Raw genomic sequence first — 13,891 nt, 5'->3', positions numbered from 1 at the left:
CGCGACGGCGGCGCGGCCGGCGCCGCGGCCGCGCGTGCGTCGAGCGCGTACGGGACGGGCTCCTCCGCGCCGTTGAACACGCGCACGTCGCCGAGATCGTCACGCCGGCTCGCCGCATAGACGGCCTGCGGCACGGTGAGCTGGTAGTACGCGGCGCTGCCGTCGAGGTCGAGCGCAAACCGTTGTGCGACGCGTTCGGCGGGCGTCGCGGCGTCGGCCGTCGCGAACGACGTCGACAGACTCAGCGCAAGCAGGGCGGCGAACGGTTTCATCGCGTGTCTTCCCGATGGGCCGCGGCCTTCGGCGGCAGCGGCGAGAAATAGCCGATCAACAGCAGCAGCACGCCGATGCCGATGAACGACACGATGCGTTCGATGCCGGTCACGTGCGACAGATCGAACACGAACAGTTTGACGACCGTCAGCGCGAGCAGCGCCGCGCCGACGAACCAGAGCGCGCGCCGTCCGCGGCGCGTCGCCCAGATCATCGTCGCGAGCGCGCAGAGCGTCCAGTACACGGAGACCGAGGCCTGCACGCGCATCGACTCGACCATCGGGCCGGGCGCGTAGCGCACGCCGGTCCAGTGATGCAGCGTGCGCAGCAGCAGCGCGTTGAACCACAGGAATACGGTCGCCCCGATCGCATAGTCGACTGCGCGTGAGCGCCACGCGATGCCGAGCGCCGTCAGCCGGTGCAGCCATACGGCGACCGCCGCAAACGCGACGCCTTGCGCGACGTCGAGCGGATTGAGCAGCGGCAGCCAGAACAGCGGCGCGGCGTCGCCGTCGCTCGTCACGCTCGCGATGCTCCAGAGCCACAGCAGCGCGGCGAGCGGTGCGGCGCCGCCGATCTGATAGGCGTGCGCAAAAGCGGCAACCGGCCAGCGCAGCCGCGCGCCGGGCCCGGCGACGAGCAGCAGCAGCGCACCGAAGCCGTATGCCCACGCGCTCCAGCTCCATGCGCCTTCGGGCACGAACGCGCGCAGGCGCCAGAACCCTTCCAGCGCGCATAGTCCGCACAGCGTCCAGAACATCAGCGTATGCAGCGGCGCGATCGCAAACGTCTGCGCGCGCACGATGCGATCGGGCGCCGAGGCGGTGGCCGGATCGCCGTTCACCGTGCTGCGCGACTGGCGCCACAGCAGCACGTAGCATGCGATCGCGGCGATCGGCCACGCGAGTGCGCCGATCCCGGACAGCGGCGCTTCATACAGTGCGTACGCGTACACCGCGAGCAACGCGAGGGCCGGCGCGAGCGCGAGTGCGGGCCATTCGGCGATCGGCCATGCGAGCCGGCGGCGGAGAATATGCGCGAGCGATGCCGTGCCGGCCGCGAACAGCACGAACGCGTCGACGACGAAGCGATCGCGATGCGGATCGATGCGGCGCGCGGCGTACGCGAGGATTTCATGCACGCCGCCGCCGATCCACCACAGCAGTCCCCACGCGGCCGCCGCGATGCCGATCGCCGGCATCCACGCGTGCCACGCACGCGCATCGTCGCGGCCGTGCAGCCACCAGCCGGTGAACACGCCGGCGAGCGCGATCAGCAGCATGGCGACATACACGCTGTTCAGCACGGGCAGCGCGGCGCCATCGTCGCGGACGAGCAGGCCCACGCAAAGCGCGCCGGCTGCCGCGAGCTGCATCAGCAGGCCGAAGCCGAACCGCACGATGCGCTTCTCGCGTACCGCGAGCCAGACGAGCGCCGCACCTTCGAGCGCCCAGGCGGAACTTGTCGTCGGGCCGGAGAACGCGAGCGGTACCGCGAGCGTCGCGAAGATCACGGCGAGCGCGAGCATCGATTCGAACAGCAGCCCGAGCCGTGCGCGCCGCGGCGCGAGCCATGCGGCAACCGCGATGTAGAACGCCGACAACGCGACGGCGCTCCACGCAAGCGCGAACGGAACGTCCGCGACGAGCGCCGCCTGCAGCGCGGTCGTGACGAGCGGTGTGCCGAACACGAGCGTGCCGTCCACGTAGTGCCGCAGCGCAAGTTCGCGCCGCACCGCATACAGCAACGCGATGCCGACATACATGAGGAAGAACAGCACGAGAAACGGCTCGGTGCTGGCGAACAGCGCGGGGCGGTACGACATCGCGCCCCATAGCGAGCCGATCGTGAACGTGAACACGAAGCCGAGCAGGTTCAGCGGACGCCACGCCTTGAACCATGCGATCGCGAAGATGCCGGCGTTCAGCAGCGCGTAGTAGCCGAACAGCGCGACATGGTTGCCGTGCCCGGTCGACAGCAGCACGGGCGCGAGAAAGCCGCCCGCGCTGCCCATCGTCGCGAGCGACATGGCGTTCTGCCGGATCGCGAGGAACGCGCTCAGCGCGCAGATCGCGACCATCACCGCAAAGGCGGCGCCGACGGGCAGCAGCTCGTAGCGCTTCGTCGCGGCGAACACGGTGAGATACAGCAGGCCGACGCCGCCGCCCTGCAGCACGAGCCCGTAAGCGGCGCGACGTGCGCGCAGCCGCCAGCCGAGCGCGAGCAGCACGGTCGCGGCGAGCGCGGTGCCGGCGAGGCGGAATTCGATCGGCAGCAGATCGTTGTCGGCCGCGTACTTCAGCAGGAACGCGACGCCGAAGAACAGCACGACGATCCCGACGCGCACGACCGTATTGCCGCCGAACAGCCACTCGCGCGCGGCCCGGAGCGCGCGGGCGGCGAGGCCCGGTTCGCGAGGCGTCGGCGTGGCGCCGGTGCGATCGGGCGGCGTTGCGGCACTCCCGGTAGCCGGGGCAGAGGCAGGAGCGGGTGCGTGCGCAACGGTTTGCGCGCGGGTGCTTTGCACGGCGGCGGTGACCGGCGTCGCGGCGATGGCCGGCGACGGCGAGACCGGTGCGACGTCGTCCGCTTCGGAAGGCGATGCAGCGGACGACCCGGCCGGCGCCGCATCTTCGTAGCTCTCCAATGGCGCGCCCGTCTTCGCACCGGCAAGTTGCGCGCGCAACGACGCGAGCTCCCGCGTGAGCGTATCGACGGTCGCTTCGAGGCGCGCGACGCGCTCGGCGAGCGTCGCGGCAGGCGGTTGCGCGTCGTGCGCGCCGAAGTGCTCCGGCGCAGCGGCGGCGCGATCGTCGCGACCGCGTCGTTTCAGCAGGTGACCCAGATAGAAGCCGGCGGCCGCGCCGAGCAGCGCGCCCGTTTCGAGCGACACGTTCTCGATCAGGGCGGCGATGCCGCCCACGATGAAGCCGATTGCGGCAAAGGCCCAGTTCATCGCCTAGTTCCCTCTCTCATATCGTTATCGTCCTTCGATCGCTACGCGTGCGGATCGAGGCGGTATGCTGCAGCCGGCAGGCGAACCGGCATGCGGTGTCGTGTGTGCGCGATCGTTGTGTCGCGGCGATCGCGCCGTCATGGCGGGCTGCGGGTTTGCCCGGAATGTATCACAGCGGCTGCCCGCAATTGCCGCGTTGGCCGCGACGCGCGCGCGGCCTTTTTGCACGGTCATGCTTTTATCCGCGAATGCGGCCGATCGGACGTGAAATTGTCGTAAAGCGACGCGCAGGCGAACGCGCTTGTCGCAAAACGTCGTCAGACGAATCGTGCGTTGCTGCGCACAAGCGCGTACGCGATCGCCCGTCGCTGCTGGCGCAGCGCGTTTTGCATCGCCGCAATCGGATGCCGCGCCGTGTGGCGCGAGGCGCGGCGCGGCCGCGGGCCGTGTCGTATTTGCGCAAGCGTTTGTCGTAATTCGTCGGCAGGCCCGGGTTTTTTCTGGCAACTATGTAGGCACGCTGTGACACGCGTGAGTCCCCGCTACACGAGGAGAAGGTTTCGATGGATGCCCCCAAGGTCGTAGTCGAAGGTCTGTGCAAGGTGTTTGGAAGCAACCCGCAGCAGGCGCTCGACATGCTCGCTGCCGGTGCGACGAAGGACGAGGTACTGAAGCGCACGGGCCAGGTTGTCGGCGTGCATAACGTATCGTTCGACGTGCAGGAAGGCGAAATTTTCGTGCTGATGGGCCTGTCCGGCTCCGGCAAATCCACGCTGATCCGCCTCGTGAACCGGCTGGTCGATCCGAGCGCCGGCAAGGTGCTCATCGACGGGCTCGACGTCGCGTCGGCGCGCCGCTCGGCGCTCACCGCGCTGCGCCGCAAGGACATGAGCATGGTGTTCCAGTCGTTCGCGCTGATGCCGCACCGCACCGTGCTGTCGAACGCCGCATTCGGCCTCGAGGTCGCCGGCATGGCGAAGAAGGAGCGCGAACGGCGCGCGATGGAGGTGCTCGAGCAGGTCGGCCTCGCACCGTTCTCGCACAAGCTGCCGTCCGAGCTGTCGGGCGGGATGCAGCAGCGCGTGGGCCTCGCCCGCGCTCTGGCCGTGAACCCGTCGCTGATGATCATGGACGAGGCGTTTTCCGCGCTCGATCCGCTCAAGCGCCGCGAAATGCAGGACGTGCTGCTTCAGCTGCAGAAGGAACAGCGCCGCACGATCATGTTCGTGTCGCACGATCTCGAGGAAGCACTGCGCATCGGCAACCGCATCGCGATCATGGAAGGCGGCCGGCTCGTGCAGGTCGGCACGCCGCAGGACATCATCGCGAACCCGGCCGACGACTACGTACGCGCGTTCTTCGACGGCATCGACACCAGCCGCTACCTGACGGCCGGCGACTTGATGCAGACGGGCGCGGTGCCGCTCGTGTCGAAGTTCGACGCGGCCAACGTCGCCGCATCGCTGAACGGCAGCGCCGAATACGCATTCGTGCTCGACGCCGAACGCAAGATCCGCGGCTTCGTCACGCGCGACGCGATCGGCAGCACGACGCCGGCGCTGCGTCCGATCGAAAGCATCCGCCGCGACGCGTCGCTCGAGCACGTCGTCGCGCGCGTGGTCGCGAGCCCGAACGCGTTGCCCGTCGTCGACGACGACGGCTGCTACTGCGGTTCGGTCGACCGCGCGCTCATCCTGAAGGCCATCACGCGTTCGCGAGGCTCCCATGTCTGAAATGATTCCGCTCGGTAGTTGGGTCGACCAGTCCGTTCATTACCTGCTCGACCATGATGCCGCGACGTTCGATGCGATCGGTCGCGCGATCGAAGGGCTGGCCGCACTGATCGAGCACGGCCTGCAGGCCGTGCCGATGTGGCTGATGATGGCGTTCTTCATCGGCATCGGGCTGTGGCGCGTGGGCTGGCGCTTCGCGCTGTTCACCACCTTGTCGCTGCTGCTGATTTTTGCGACCGGCTTCTGGGATCAGACGGTGATCACGCTGGGCCTCACGCTGTCGTCGACGATCATCAGCCTCGTGCTCGGCATTCCGCTCGGCATCTGGGCCGCGAAGAGCAAGTGGGTCGCCGCCATCGTGCGTCCGATCCTCGACCTGATGCAGACGATGCCTGCCTTCGTCTATCTGATTCCGGCCGCGATGCTGTTCGGTCTCGGCCGCGTGCCGGGGATCCTGTCGACGGTGATCTTCGCGATGCCGCCGGCCGTGCGTCTGACGAGCCTCGGCATCCGCCACGTGAACCGCGAGATCGTCGAAGCCGGCCAGGCATTCGGCTGCACGCCGTGGCAGCTGCTGTACAAGGTGCAGTTCCCGAACGCGCTGCCGTCGATCATGCAGGGCGTGAACCAGACGATCATGATGGCGCTGTCGATGGTGGTCATCGCGTCGATGGTCGGCGCGGGCGGCCTCGGCAACGACGTGCTCGCGAGCATCCAGCGCCTGGATATCGGCCTCGGCTTCGAAAGCGGTCTGTCGGTCGTGCTGCTCGCGATCATTCTCGACCGCATCACCGAAAGCTTCGGCCGTGCGCCGGGCGCCGCGCGGGCACCGCTGTTCGCCGGACTCAAGCAGCTGTTTCGCGTGAAGGCCGCGCCCGCGCAGGCCTGATCGCCCGGCGGCGGGCGCCTCGTCCCGCCGCCTCTCCCTCGTCCAGTTCCTGCTCCCGCTGTTCGCGCCGCGGGGCAGGTTTTGTGCAACCTCTCGATAGGAGAGCGATGTGACGTCCGCCGCCGCTGTCGCGCCCGCCGCCTGCGTTTCACCGGTTTCGTCCCTCGCACACTTCGGTTTCCTGACGCTGCCGAACTTCTCGATGATCGCGTTCTCGAGCGCGGTCGAAGTGCTGCGGATGGCGAACTACGTCGCGCGCGAAGACCACTATCGCTGGTCGATCTATTCGCTCGACGGCGCGCCCGTGCACGCGAGCAACGGCATCGCGGTGCGGCCCACGCAGGCGCTCGACTACACGCGCCTGCCCGACGTGATGATCGTGTGCGGCGGCATTCGCATCCGTGACGTCGTCGACGACGTCGCGCGCGACACGCTCGCCGCGCTCGCCGAACGCGGGCTGCCGCTCGGCGGCATCTGCACCGGCGCCTATGCGCTGATGTCGAGCGGGCTGCTCGACGGCTACCGCTGCACCGTGCACTGGGAAAACCTGTCGGCGCTGCATACCGAGTTTCCGCAGGTCGGCTTCGCGGACGAGCTGTTCGTCGTCGATCGCGACCGGCTCACCTGCACCGGCGGCACCGCGCCGCTCGACCTGATGCTGAACCTCGTCGGCATGCGTTTCGGGCAGCAGCTCGCCGCGCAGGTGTCCGAGCAGTTCATCCTCGAACGCATCCGCAGCTCGACCGATACGCAGCCGATTCCGGTCGATGCGCGCGTCGGCTTTTCGCGCGCGGAGTTGATCGAGGTCGTGCGGCTGATGGAGGCGAACATCGAGGAACCGCTGTCGCTCGAGGAGCTCGCGCGGCTCGTGCGGCTGTCGCAGCGGCATCTGCAGCGCATGTTCAAGGTGTATCTGAACGTGTCGCCGACGCACTATTACCTGACGCTGCGATTGAAGCGCGCGCGCGATCTGCTGCGCACGACCGACGCGTCGATCGCGCGCGTGACGACCGTGTGCGGCTTTCATTCGCCGTGTCACTTCAGCAAGGCCTATCGCGCGCAGTTCGGCCACGCGCCGAGCTACGAGCGCCGGCTGCCCGGCCGCTGACGGCTTCAACACCATCCGCGACGCCGCCGGGATCGCGGCGCGCGGTGTCCATCAACGATCCCGCACTCGTGCAAACAGCATCACATTGAGGAGAAGACAGATGAAGCGCCTATTGATCGCAGCGGCATGTGGCGTCGGGATCGCCGCCGCGCCGGTGTCGACCGTGTACGCGGCCGATCCGCCGGTGTGCAAGAACGTCCGGTTCGCGGACGTCGGCTGGTCCGACATTGCGGCGACCACGGGCCTCGCGTCGACGATACTGCAAGGTCTCGGCTACAACCCGACGAAGACGATCGCGTCGGTGCCGATCACGTTCGCGGGGATCAAGAGCAAGCAGATCGACGTGTTCCTCGGCTACTGGTCGCCGACGATGGACCCGATCATCCAGCCGTTCACGAAGGCCGGCACGATCAAGGTGCTCGCGACGCCGAACCTGACCGGCGCGAAATACACGCTCGCGGTGCCCGACTACGTCTATCAGGGCGGCCTGAAGTCGTTCCAGGATATCCAGAAATACGCGGACAAGCTGAACGGCAAGATCTACGGGATCGAGCCGGGCAACGACGGCAACGCGCTGATCAAGAAGATGATCGACACGAACCAGTTCGGCCTCGGCAAGTTCAAGCTCGTCGAGTCGAGCGAGGCGGGAATGCTCGTCGAGGTGAATCGCGCGATCCGCGACAAGCAGTGGATCGTGTTCCTCGGTTGGGAGCCGCACCCGATGAACGTGCAGATGAAGATCGACTATCTGACCGGCGGCGACGACGTCTTCGGTCCGAACTACGGCGAGGCGAAGGTGCTGACGGCCACGCCGCCCGACTATGCGCAGCGCTGCCCGAACGTCGCGAAGTTCGTGTCGAACCTGCAGTTCACGACGTCGATCGAAAACCACGTGATGGTGCCGATCATGAACAAGGAAGACCCGAACAAGGCCGCGAAGGAATGGCTGAAGGCGAATCCGCAGTCGCTCGACAAGTGGCTCGCCGGCGTGACGACGATCGACGGCAAGCCCGGACTGCCGGCCGTGAAGGCCTATCTCGGCGTGCAGTAAGCGGCGCGCGCTGCTGCTGGGGCATCCCGGGCAGCGGCCGCGCGATACCCCCGCGAGTATGGCGGCCGGCGCCGCCTGCGCGCGGTTTTTTTCGTCGGAACAATCGCGTGCGGCGCTACCGCGTCGCCGCCGTCACGCGAACCGCACGCAATAGACCGGCGGCAAATGCGCGGACACCAGTTGCCAGCGATCGCCGCCGTCGTCGGACGTCCATAGCGCGCCGGTGGTCGACGCCATCGCGAGCCGTGTGCCTGAATCGTCGACCGCGAGTCCGTGCCGGTACACGAGATCGTACGCGGGTGCGGGCGGCAGGCCGTTCGACCGCCGCTCGAAACTGCGGCCGCCGTCGCGCGTGCGCGTGACGACGAATTCGCCGTTCACCGGAATCCGGCACGCATCCTTGACGGCCGGCACGAACCACGCCGTGTCCGGATCGCGCGGGTGCACGGCGACGGCGAAGCCGAAGCTCGACGGCTGCGCTTCGATGCGCTGCCAGCGCGCACCGCCGTCGGTCGAGCGGAAGATCGCGCAGTGATGCTGCGCCCACAGCACGTCGGGCGCGGCCGCGCACTGGACGACGCGGTGCGGGTCCTGCACGTTCGGTTCACCGCGCCGTTCGGGCGGCATGTAGTCGGCTTCCATCCCGTCCGCGGTGACGCGCCAGCTCGCGCCGCCATCGTCGGTCTGCCAGACGCCGCCGCACGAAATGCCGACCGTCACGTGGCGGCTGTCGCGCGGGTCGACCATCACCGAATGAATGCCCGGCGCGTCGTAGCCGCCGCCGAACCATTCGGGGCGCTCGGGGCGGTCCCACAGCGCGCGGTTCAGCACCCATGAGTCGCCGCCGTTGTCGGAGCGGAACAGGCCGCCGGGAATCGTGCCGGCCCACAGCACGCCCGGTTCGTCGGCGCCGCCCGCTTCGAGCGACCAGATCTGCTGAAGCGTCCACGGCGGCTGCGGGGGCGCGGGCGATGCGGCGTTGCGGTCCGGATCGGCGGCGGCGCTCGCGTGCGCATCGCCGTTCGGGCGCGGTGCGTCGGCCGGCTGCGGCGGATAGACGGGCACCGCGCATTCTTCCCACTCGGCCGCACCAGCACGGCGACGATGCAGCTTGACGCCGAAGTGACCGAGATTGAGTGCCGCATAGAGCGTGCCGTCGCGCGGATCGGCAAGCGTCATGCCGACCGGTTCGCCGGCGAAGTGCGGATCGCCGAGCGTCCAGCGGCCGCTGCCGTCCGCATGCAGCACGAACAGGCCCTTGCGGGTCGCGACAAGCAAACGGTCGTTCATCGATGTCTCCTGTTCATCGGCGCCCGCTGCATGGCGGCGCCGCGTCGTTCGTTTCGTCGGTCGTTCTGCGCGGCGGACGTCAGCCGCCCGACAGCGCCTGCACGACGTACACGCGGCTGTCCGCGGCGAGCGCATCGGACAGCCGCTGCCGGTCGCGGATCGGCCGGCCGTCGATGAACACCGCGAGATGCTTACGCAGCGCGCCTTGATCGTCGACGATATAGCCGCGCAGTCGCGGCTGCTCGCGGAACACCGCGTCGAGCGCTTCGCCGAGCGAATGCGCGTCGACGTCGCGCTCGGGCGTCTCGATATGCCGCTGGATCGACGCGGCGAAAAACAGATGCGCCATGGCGGGACACCGGAAAGTGGGGCGGACGGAGCGATGGTTGCGCCGGTTCTGTAGTGTAGGCGATCGTTTTGGCGCGACCGCATTGCGATGCAGCATCGCACGCGGGCCGCGGGCGTCAGCTTACGCGTACTTGTCGCCGAGTCAGCTTACGCGTACTTGTCGCCGACCGCGCCGCGCACCGGATGCGTGTCGTAGACGATCTTCATCCGCTCGATCAGCCCCGCTTCGTCGAATTCGAACACGTCGACGCATTCGAACGTGACGACCGAGCCGTCCTTCAGTCCCCAGTCATAGACGAAATAGCCGGTCGCGCGACGGGCGCCGGTGGTGCTTACGCAGATGTCGATCGGCGTGATGCGGCTCTGCCCGGACGCCGCCGCGACCTTCTCGAAGAACGGCGCGGGCGCCATCCAGCCGAGAAACGGCGAATGAATCTGCGCATCTGGCGCGAACAGCGCGCAGATTGCGGCGACGTCGCCGCGTTCGAGCGCTTGCAGATAGGTGCCGATCTGGCGCGCGTAGGTGGAATCGGGCGACGGGGCCATTCGTGTTCTCCGTTGTGTGTCGACGAGTCGCGCTGCGTTCGGAGTGCAGCACGCGTGCGCACCACGATAGCGATGCGCGGATGCCGACACAAGCGGCAGATTCGCCCCGCCGCCCCGCGTTTTCTGCATGGTCGTGTGGCGCTGCCGAGAAAGCATCTCACGCCGCGCACAACACGCTACACCGGAATCGACCCGCCACGCAGCCGTATCCCGAGCCGCACGATACCGATCACCGCATTCGACAACCACCTCAGCATGCGCGGCATGTCGCGCCGGCGAATGTCGAGCAGCAGCACGATCCGCACGTCGTCGCTGTCGTTCCATACCTCGTGCTCGAACGTGTCGTCCCACAGCAGGAAGCGGCCTTCGTCGAGCCGGTATTCGCGGCCGTCGACCTTCAGCACGGCGGCCGGCGTGCCGTCCGCGCGACGGGGCATCGACAGCACCAGATAGCCGCGCAGGATCCCGCGAAACGGCCCGCGATGCGGCGGAATGTGCTTGCCCGGCGCGAGGAACGACAGCGACGCGGACAGCACGTCCGGCGACGTCGCGACGATCGACGCGACGGTCGGGCAGCGCGACAGGTTGCGCGGAAACGGCTGCCCGTACGCCTGCATGATGAACATCCGCCAGTCGCGCGCATCGTTGGCCGAGATGTCGTGCTGCTCTCGCATGATCTCGTGGAAGCGCGGAATGCGCGGCAGGTCGCGCGCGACCGCGAGCGCTTCCGCGCGAATCGCGCGCCACGCGTGCACGAAACGGTCGGCGTCGGGGAAGGCGGACGTGTCGAGCACCGCGCCGCCGTCGATGTGGCGGTCGTATAGCCGGCGCAGCAGGCCGGCGGCGTAGTCGTAGGCAACGGACATGTTCGAGCGGCGCTCCACGAAGTGCCGTCAGTCTGCCCCAGACGCGCAAGGGGACGGTTACGTCAGGTTACGCCGGCTGACGAATGAATGACAGCGACCGCGCGCCGCAGCGAAAAAACAGGGTGGCACCGCATCGTGCGCGCCGATCGTGCGGCGCGGGAATAAACGGCCACGCTCCGTCGTCGTACGGGTGCAGCACGTCGTCTCGTCGACTTCTGAAGGAGTGGAACATGAACACGGGTGGATGGATCGTCGCGCTCGTCGCGGCCAGCGCGATCGCGAGTGGGGCGATGCCGGCGCGCGCGCAGTCGCCGATGCGTATGCAGGTCGCGCAGCTCGCGCGCGACGCGGATGGCGTGCAGTCGATGGCGCCGATCAGGCCGATGCCGGAAGCGAACGGCGATACGGCAATCGGCGCTGATGCGGCTGCGGCGTCGGAAGCGGGCGGGTCTTCTGCGCTGCCGTCGGGCAAGCGGCCGGCGGCGTGTGTCGGTCCCGAAAGTTTCTGCACGCTTTACTTCGGCAGTTGATGCCGCGCGTGCGCGCATGAGGCGCGCATTCCCGAGCGGATGCGCGTCACGCAAAACCTGAGGAGTTCACGATGAAAACCTTGATCGTTCTTTTGACGACGACGGCTGCCGTCGTCGTTCAGTCCGCCTTCGCGCAGCCGACCGCGCCGTTGACGCGCGCCGAGGTGCGCGACGAATTGATGCGTCTCGAAGCGGCCGGCTACGATCCATCGAGAGGCGACGACGGTACGTATCCCGCGGATATTCAGGCGGCCGAGGCGAAGCTCGCGGTGCAGGCGCAGGCCCAAGCCGAGACGCAGCGACGGCTCGCCGCGTCGGTTGACGACGGTGTGGGTGCGTCTACGCAGACGACGCACTAGCGCGTTGGCGCGTGCGGGCTGCGTATCGGCCGCCCGCATGCCGCGGCCGGGCACGCGAGGTGCGCCGGCCGCGCATGCGCTTCGGGCCGTGCCTCGAACTGCGCACCACGGCGCCGAAGCGCCACGCCTTTAGCGCCGTTCGTCGTCGATATAGCTGCGAATCACGTCCGCGAACGATGCATCGCCTTTCAAACCGAGTGCATGCGCGCGCGTCGTGTCCCAGCGGCCGGGCCAGCTGCCGACGATCTTCTCGACGCGCTCGTCCGGCACATGACGGATCCGCTTCACGACTTCGTCGCCGGCCACTTCGCGCAGCGCCGCGATCATCTCGTCGACCGACACCGAAATGCCGGGCAGGTTGATCACGCGCTTGCTGCCGAGCTGCGCGGCATCGAGCTCGCAACCGGCGACGAGCGCGTCGATCGCCGCGCGCGGCGACAGCAGCCACAGCCGCGTCGAACCGGGCACCGGGCAGACGCTTTCCTCGCCGTTCAGCGGCTCGCGAATGATCCCGCTCGCGAACGACGAAGCCGCCGCGTTCGGTCGGCCGGGCCGCACGCTGATGGTCGGCAGGCGCAGCACGCGGCCGTCGACGAACCCGCGTCGCGCGTAGTCGCACAGCAGCAGCTCGGCGATCGCCTTCTGCGTGCCGTACGACGATTGCGGATTCAGCGCGGTATCGTCCTGCACGACGTCCGGCAGCGTGCCGCCGTACACCGCGACCGAGCTCGTGAACACGACACGCGGCCGATGCCCGCGCGCGCGGCACACTTCGAGCAACGTGCGCGACGCATCGAGGTTGATGCGCATGCCGAGATCGAAGTCGGCTTCGGCTTGCCCGCTGACGATCGCCGCGAGATGGAAGATCGCGCCCGTTTGCGCGTCGATCGCGCGCTCGAGCACGGCGCGATCGGCGATGTCGCCGACGATCGACGTCACGCGCGCGTCGCCGAAGTCGCTGCCGGCGACGACGTCGAGCAGCACCAGCTCGTCGAGCTTTTCCGGCCGGCCGTCGGGGCCGGTCAGTTCGCCGCGCTCGAGCAGCTTGCGCGCGAGCCGCTGGCCGAGAAAGCCGGCGCCGCCGGTGATCAGTACTTTCATGTTGGTTGCCCTCGCAGGAATCCTTGAGTTACGCGAATTACAGGTACGGTTCGAGCCAGCCGAGGCCGGCCGACGTGCCGGCCTTCGGCCGATATTCGCAGCCGATCCAGCCGTCGTAGCCGAGCGCGTCGATCAGCTCGAACAGATACGGATAGTTCAGTTCGCCGAGATCGGGTTCGTGCCGCTCGGGCACGCCCGCGATCTGGATGTGGCCGATGCCCGCGAAGTCGCGCTTGAGCTTTATCGCGAGATCGCCTTCGACGATCTGGCAGTGGTAGCAGTCGAACTGCACCTTCAGGTTCGGCGCGCCGACTTCCGCGCGGATCGCATGCGCGTCATCCTGGCGGCTCAGGAAATAGCCGGGCATGTCGCGCTGGTTGATCGGCTCGATCAGCACCGTGATGCCGTGCGCGGCCGCCGCCTGCGCCGCGTGACGCAGATTGGCGACGTAGGTGTCGCGATGGCGCGCCCGATCGGCGCCGGGCGCGACGAGGCCGGCCATCACGTGCAGCTTCTTGTTGCCGAGCACGCGCGCGTAGTCGAGCGCACGGTCGATCCCGCGCCGGAACTCGTCTTCGCGGCCCGGCAGCGACGCGATGCCGCGCTCGCCGGCCGCCCAGTCGCCGGGCGGCGCGTTGAACAGCGCCTGCTCGAGGCCGTGCGCGTCGAGGCGCGCGCGGATGTCCGCGGCCGCGAAGTCGTACGGGAACAGGTACTCGACGGCCTTGAAGCCGTCGTACGCGGCGGCGGCGAAGCGTTCGAGGAACGCGTGCTCGTTGTACATCATCGAGAGGTTGGCGGCGAAGCGTGGCATGGCAGCGGATCCTGTGAATGAATGGGG

Annotated in this window: 13 protein-coding genes and 1 pseudogene; 5 read left to right on the top strand and 9 right to left on the bottom strand. The window is 68.3% G+C overall.

Annotation, left to right across the window (positions count from 1 at the left end; genetic code table 11):
• Together HMPREF3115_RS00540 and HMPREF3115_RS00535 are read right to left on the bottom strand one after the other, a co-directional pair.
• Window positions 1-272 (bottom strand): DUF3999 family protein (locus HMPREF3115_RS00540; protein WP_141751606.1); only part of this gene is annotated, 272 nt, incomplete at its 3' end.
• Complete coding sequence (locus HMPREF3115_RS00535) at window positions 269-3,229, bottom strand: DUF2339 domain-containing protein (protein WP_070553166.1); 2,961 nt, start codon at window positions 3,227-3,229, stop codon at window positions 269-271. The genes HMPREF3115_RS00540 and HMPREF3115_RS00535, both read right to left, overlap by 4 nt.
• Window positions 3,230-3,676: 447 nt before the next feature.
• Here HMPREF3115_RS00535 and HMPREF3115_RS00530 point away from each other — a divergent pair.
• From HMPREF3115_RS00530 to HMPREF3115_RS00515, 4 genes and pseudogenes are all read left to right on the top strand, one after another.
• Window positions 3,677-4,962, top strand: a pseudogene (locus HMPREF3115_RS00530) (glycine betaine/L-proline ABC transporter ATP-binding protein); the annotation flags it as partial.
• Window positions 4,955-5,851, top strand: a complete 897-nt coding sequence (gene choW, locus HMPREF3115_RS00525; RefSeq protein WP_070553164.1) for a choline ABC transporter permease subunit — start codon at window positions 4,955-4,957, stop codon at window positions 5,849-5,851. The pseudogene HMPREF3115_RS00530 and the gene choW, both read left to right, overlap by 8 nt.
• A gap of 109 nt (window positions 5,852-5,960) precedes the next feature.
• Window positions 5,961-6,959 carry a GlxA family transcriptional regulator gene (locus tag HMPREF3115_RS00520; protein ID WP_006396291.1) on the top strand — a complete coding sequence of 333 codons (999 nt, stop codon included), beginning with the start codon at window positions 5,961-5,963 and terminating at the stop codon, window positions 6,957-6,959.
• 100 nt (window positions 6,960-7,059) lie between these two features.
• Window positions 7,060-8,010 carry a choline ABC transporter substrate-binding protein gene (locus tag HMPREF3115_RS00515; RefSeq protein WP_070553162.1) on the top strand — a complete coding sequence of 317 codons (951 nt, stop codon included), beginning with the start codon at window positions 7,060-7,062 and terminating at the stop codon, window positions 8,008-8,010.
• A 132-nt stretch (window positions 8,011-8,142) separates the two neighbouring features.
• On the opposite strand, the gene HMPREF3115_RS00510 is transcribed toward HMPREF3115_RS00515, so the two are convergent.
• The 5 genes from HMPREF3115_RS00510 to HMPREF3115_RS31415 form a co-directional block, all read right to left on the bottom strand.
• Window positions 8,143-9,300, bottom strand: coding sequence for a WD40/YVTN/BNR-like repeat-containing protein (locus tag HMPREF3115_RS00510; RefSeq protein WP_070553161.1), 1,158 nt, complete (start codon window positions 9,298-9,300; stop codon window positions 8,143-8,145).
• 79 nt (window positions 9,301-9,379) lie between these two features.
• A complete protein-coding gene (locus tag HMPREF3115_RS00505; protein WP_006396295.1) occupies window positions 9,380-9,649 on the bottom strand; it encodes a MoaD/ThiS family protein in 270 nt (89 codons plus the stop codon).
• Window positions 9,650-9,795: 146 nt separating this feature from the next.
• Complete coding sequence (locus tag HMPREF3115_RS00500; protein WP_065496043.1) at window positions 9,796-10,194, bottom strand: nuclear transport factor 2 family protein; 399 nt, start codon at window positions 10,192-10,194, stop codon at window positions 9,796-9,798.
• 176 nt (window positions 10,195-10,370) lie between these two features.
• The gene (locus HMPREF3115_RS00495; protein WP_065496051.1) at window positions 10,371-11,060 is read right to left on the bottom strand and encodes an aspartyl/asparaginyl beta-hydroxylase domain-containing protein; all 690 of its coding nucleotides are present in this window, start codon (window positions 11,058-11,060) and stop codon (window positions 10,371-10,373) included.
• A 67-nt stretch (window positions 11,061-11,127) separates the two neighbouring features.
• Window positions 11,128-11,532, bottom strand: a complete 405-nt coding sequence (locus HMPREF3115_RS31415) for a hypothetical protein (protein WP_176748727.1) — start codon at window positions 11,530-11,532, stop codon at window positions 11,128-11,130.
• A 129-nt stretch (window positions 11,533-11,661) separates the two neighbouring features.
• Between HMPREF3115_RS31415 and HMPREF3115_RS00485 the strand changes: the two genes are divergently transcribed.
• Window positions 11,662-11,949, top strand: coding sequence for a DUF4148 domain-containing protein (locus HMPREF3115_RS00485; RefSeq protein ID WP_006396300.1), 288 nt, complete (start codon window positions 11,662-11,664; stop codon window positions 11,947-11,949).
• Window positions 11,950-12,078: 129 nt separating this feature from the next.
• Here HMPREF3115_RS00485 and denD read toward each other — a convergent pair whose 3' ends face one another.
• Complete coding sequence (denD, locus tag HMPREF3115_RS00480; protein WP_006409739.1) at window positions 12,079-13,050, bottom strand: D-erythronate dehydrogenase; 972 nt, start codon at window positions 13,048-13,050, stop codon at window positions 12,079-12,081.
• Window positions 13,051-13,087: 37 nt separating this feature from the next.
• A complete protein-coding gene (otnI, locus tag HMPREF3115_RS00475) occupies window positions 13,088-13,864 on the bottom strand; it encodes a 2-oxo-tetronate isomerase (protein ID WP_070553157.1) in 777 nt (258 codons plus the stop codon).
• Window positions 13,865-13,891 lie beyond the last annotated feature (27 nt).

Origin of the sequence: Burkholderia sp. HMSC10F09 (assembly GCF_001806955.1) — a bacterium.
Taxonomy (GTDB): domain Bacteria; phylum Pseudomonadota; class Gammaproteobacteria; order Burkholderiales; family Burkholderiaceae; genus Burkholderia; species Burkholderia multivorans.
Note: the sequence above shows the minus strand (reverse complement) of the source record. Positions and strands in the feature narration are given on the sequence as shown.

What these genes read in the sequence shown, in the direction of transcription:
- HMPREF3115_RS00535 (WP_070553166.1), bottom strand. Translation starts at nt 3,229, where the DNA reads ATGAACTGGGCCTTTGCCGCAATCGGCTTCATCGTGGGCGGCATCGCC.
- choW (WP_070553164.1), top strand. Translation starts at nt 4,955, where the DNA reads ATGTCTGAAATGATTCCGCTCGGTAGTTGGGTCGACCAGTCCGTTCAT.
- HMPREF3115_RS00515 (WP_070553162.1), top strand. Translation starts at nt 7,060, where the DNA reads ATGAAGCGCCTATTGATCGCAGCGGCATGTGGCGTCGGGATCGCCGCC.
- HMPREF3115_RS00510 (WP_070553161.1), bottom strand. Translation starts at nt 9,300, where the DNA reads ATGAACGACCGTTTGCTTGTCGCGACCCGCAAGGGCCTGTTCGTGCTG.
- HMPREF3115_RS00505 (WP_006396295.1), bottom strand. Translation starts at nt 9,649, where the DNA reads ATGGCGCATCTGTTTTTCGCCGCGTCGATCCAGCGGCATATCGAGACG.
- HMPREF3115_RS00500 (WP_065496043.1), bottom strand. Translation starts at nt 10,194, where the DNA reads ATGGCCCCGTCGCCCGATTCCACCTACGCGCGCCAGATCGGCACCTAT.
- HMPREF3115_RS00495 (WP_065496051.1), bottom strand. Translation starts at nt 11,060, where the DNA reads ATGTCCGTTGCCTACGACTACGCCGCCGGCCTGCTGCGCCGGCTATAC.
- HMPREF3115_RS00485 (WP_006396300.1), top strand. Translation starts at nt 11,662, where the DNA reads ATGAAAACCTTGATCGTTCTTTTGACGACGACGGCTGCCGTCGTCGTT.
- denD (WP_006409739.1), bottom strand. Translation starts at nt 13,050, where the DNA reads ATGAAAGTACTGATCACCGGCGGCGCCGGCTTTCTCGGCCAGCGGCTC.
- otnI (WP_070553157.1), bottom strand. Translation starts at nt 13,864, where the DNA reads ATGCCACGCTTCGCCGCCAACCTCTCGATGATGTACAACGAGCACGCG.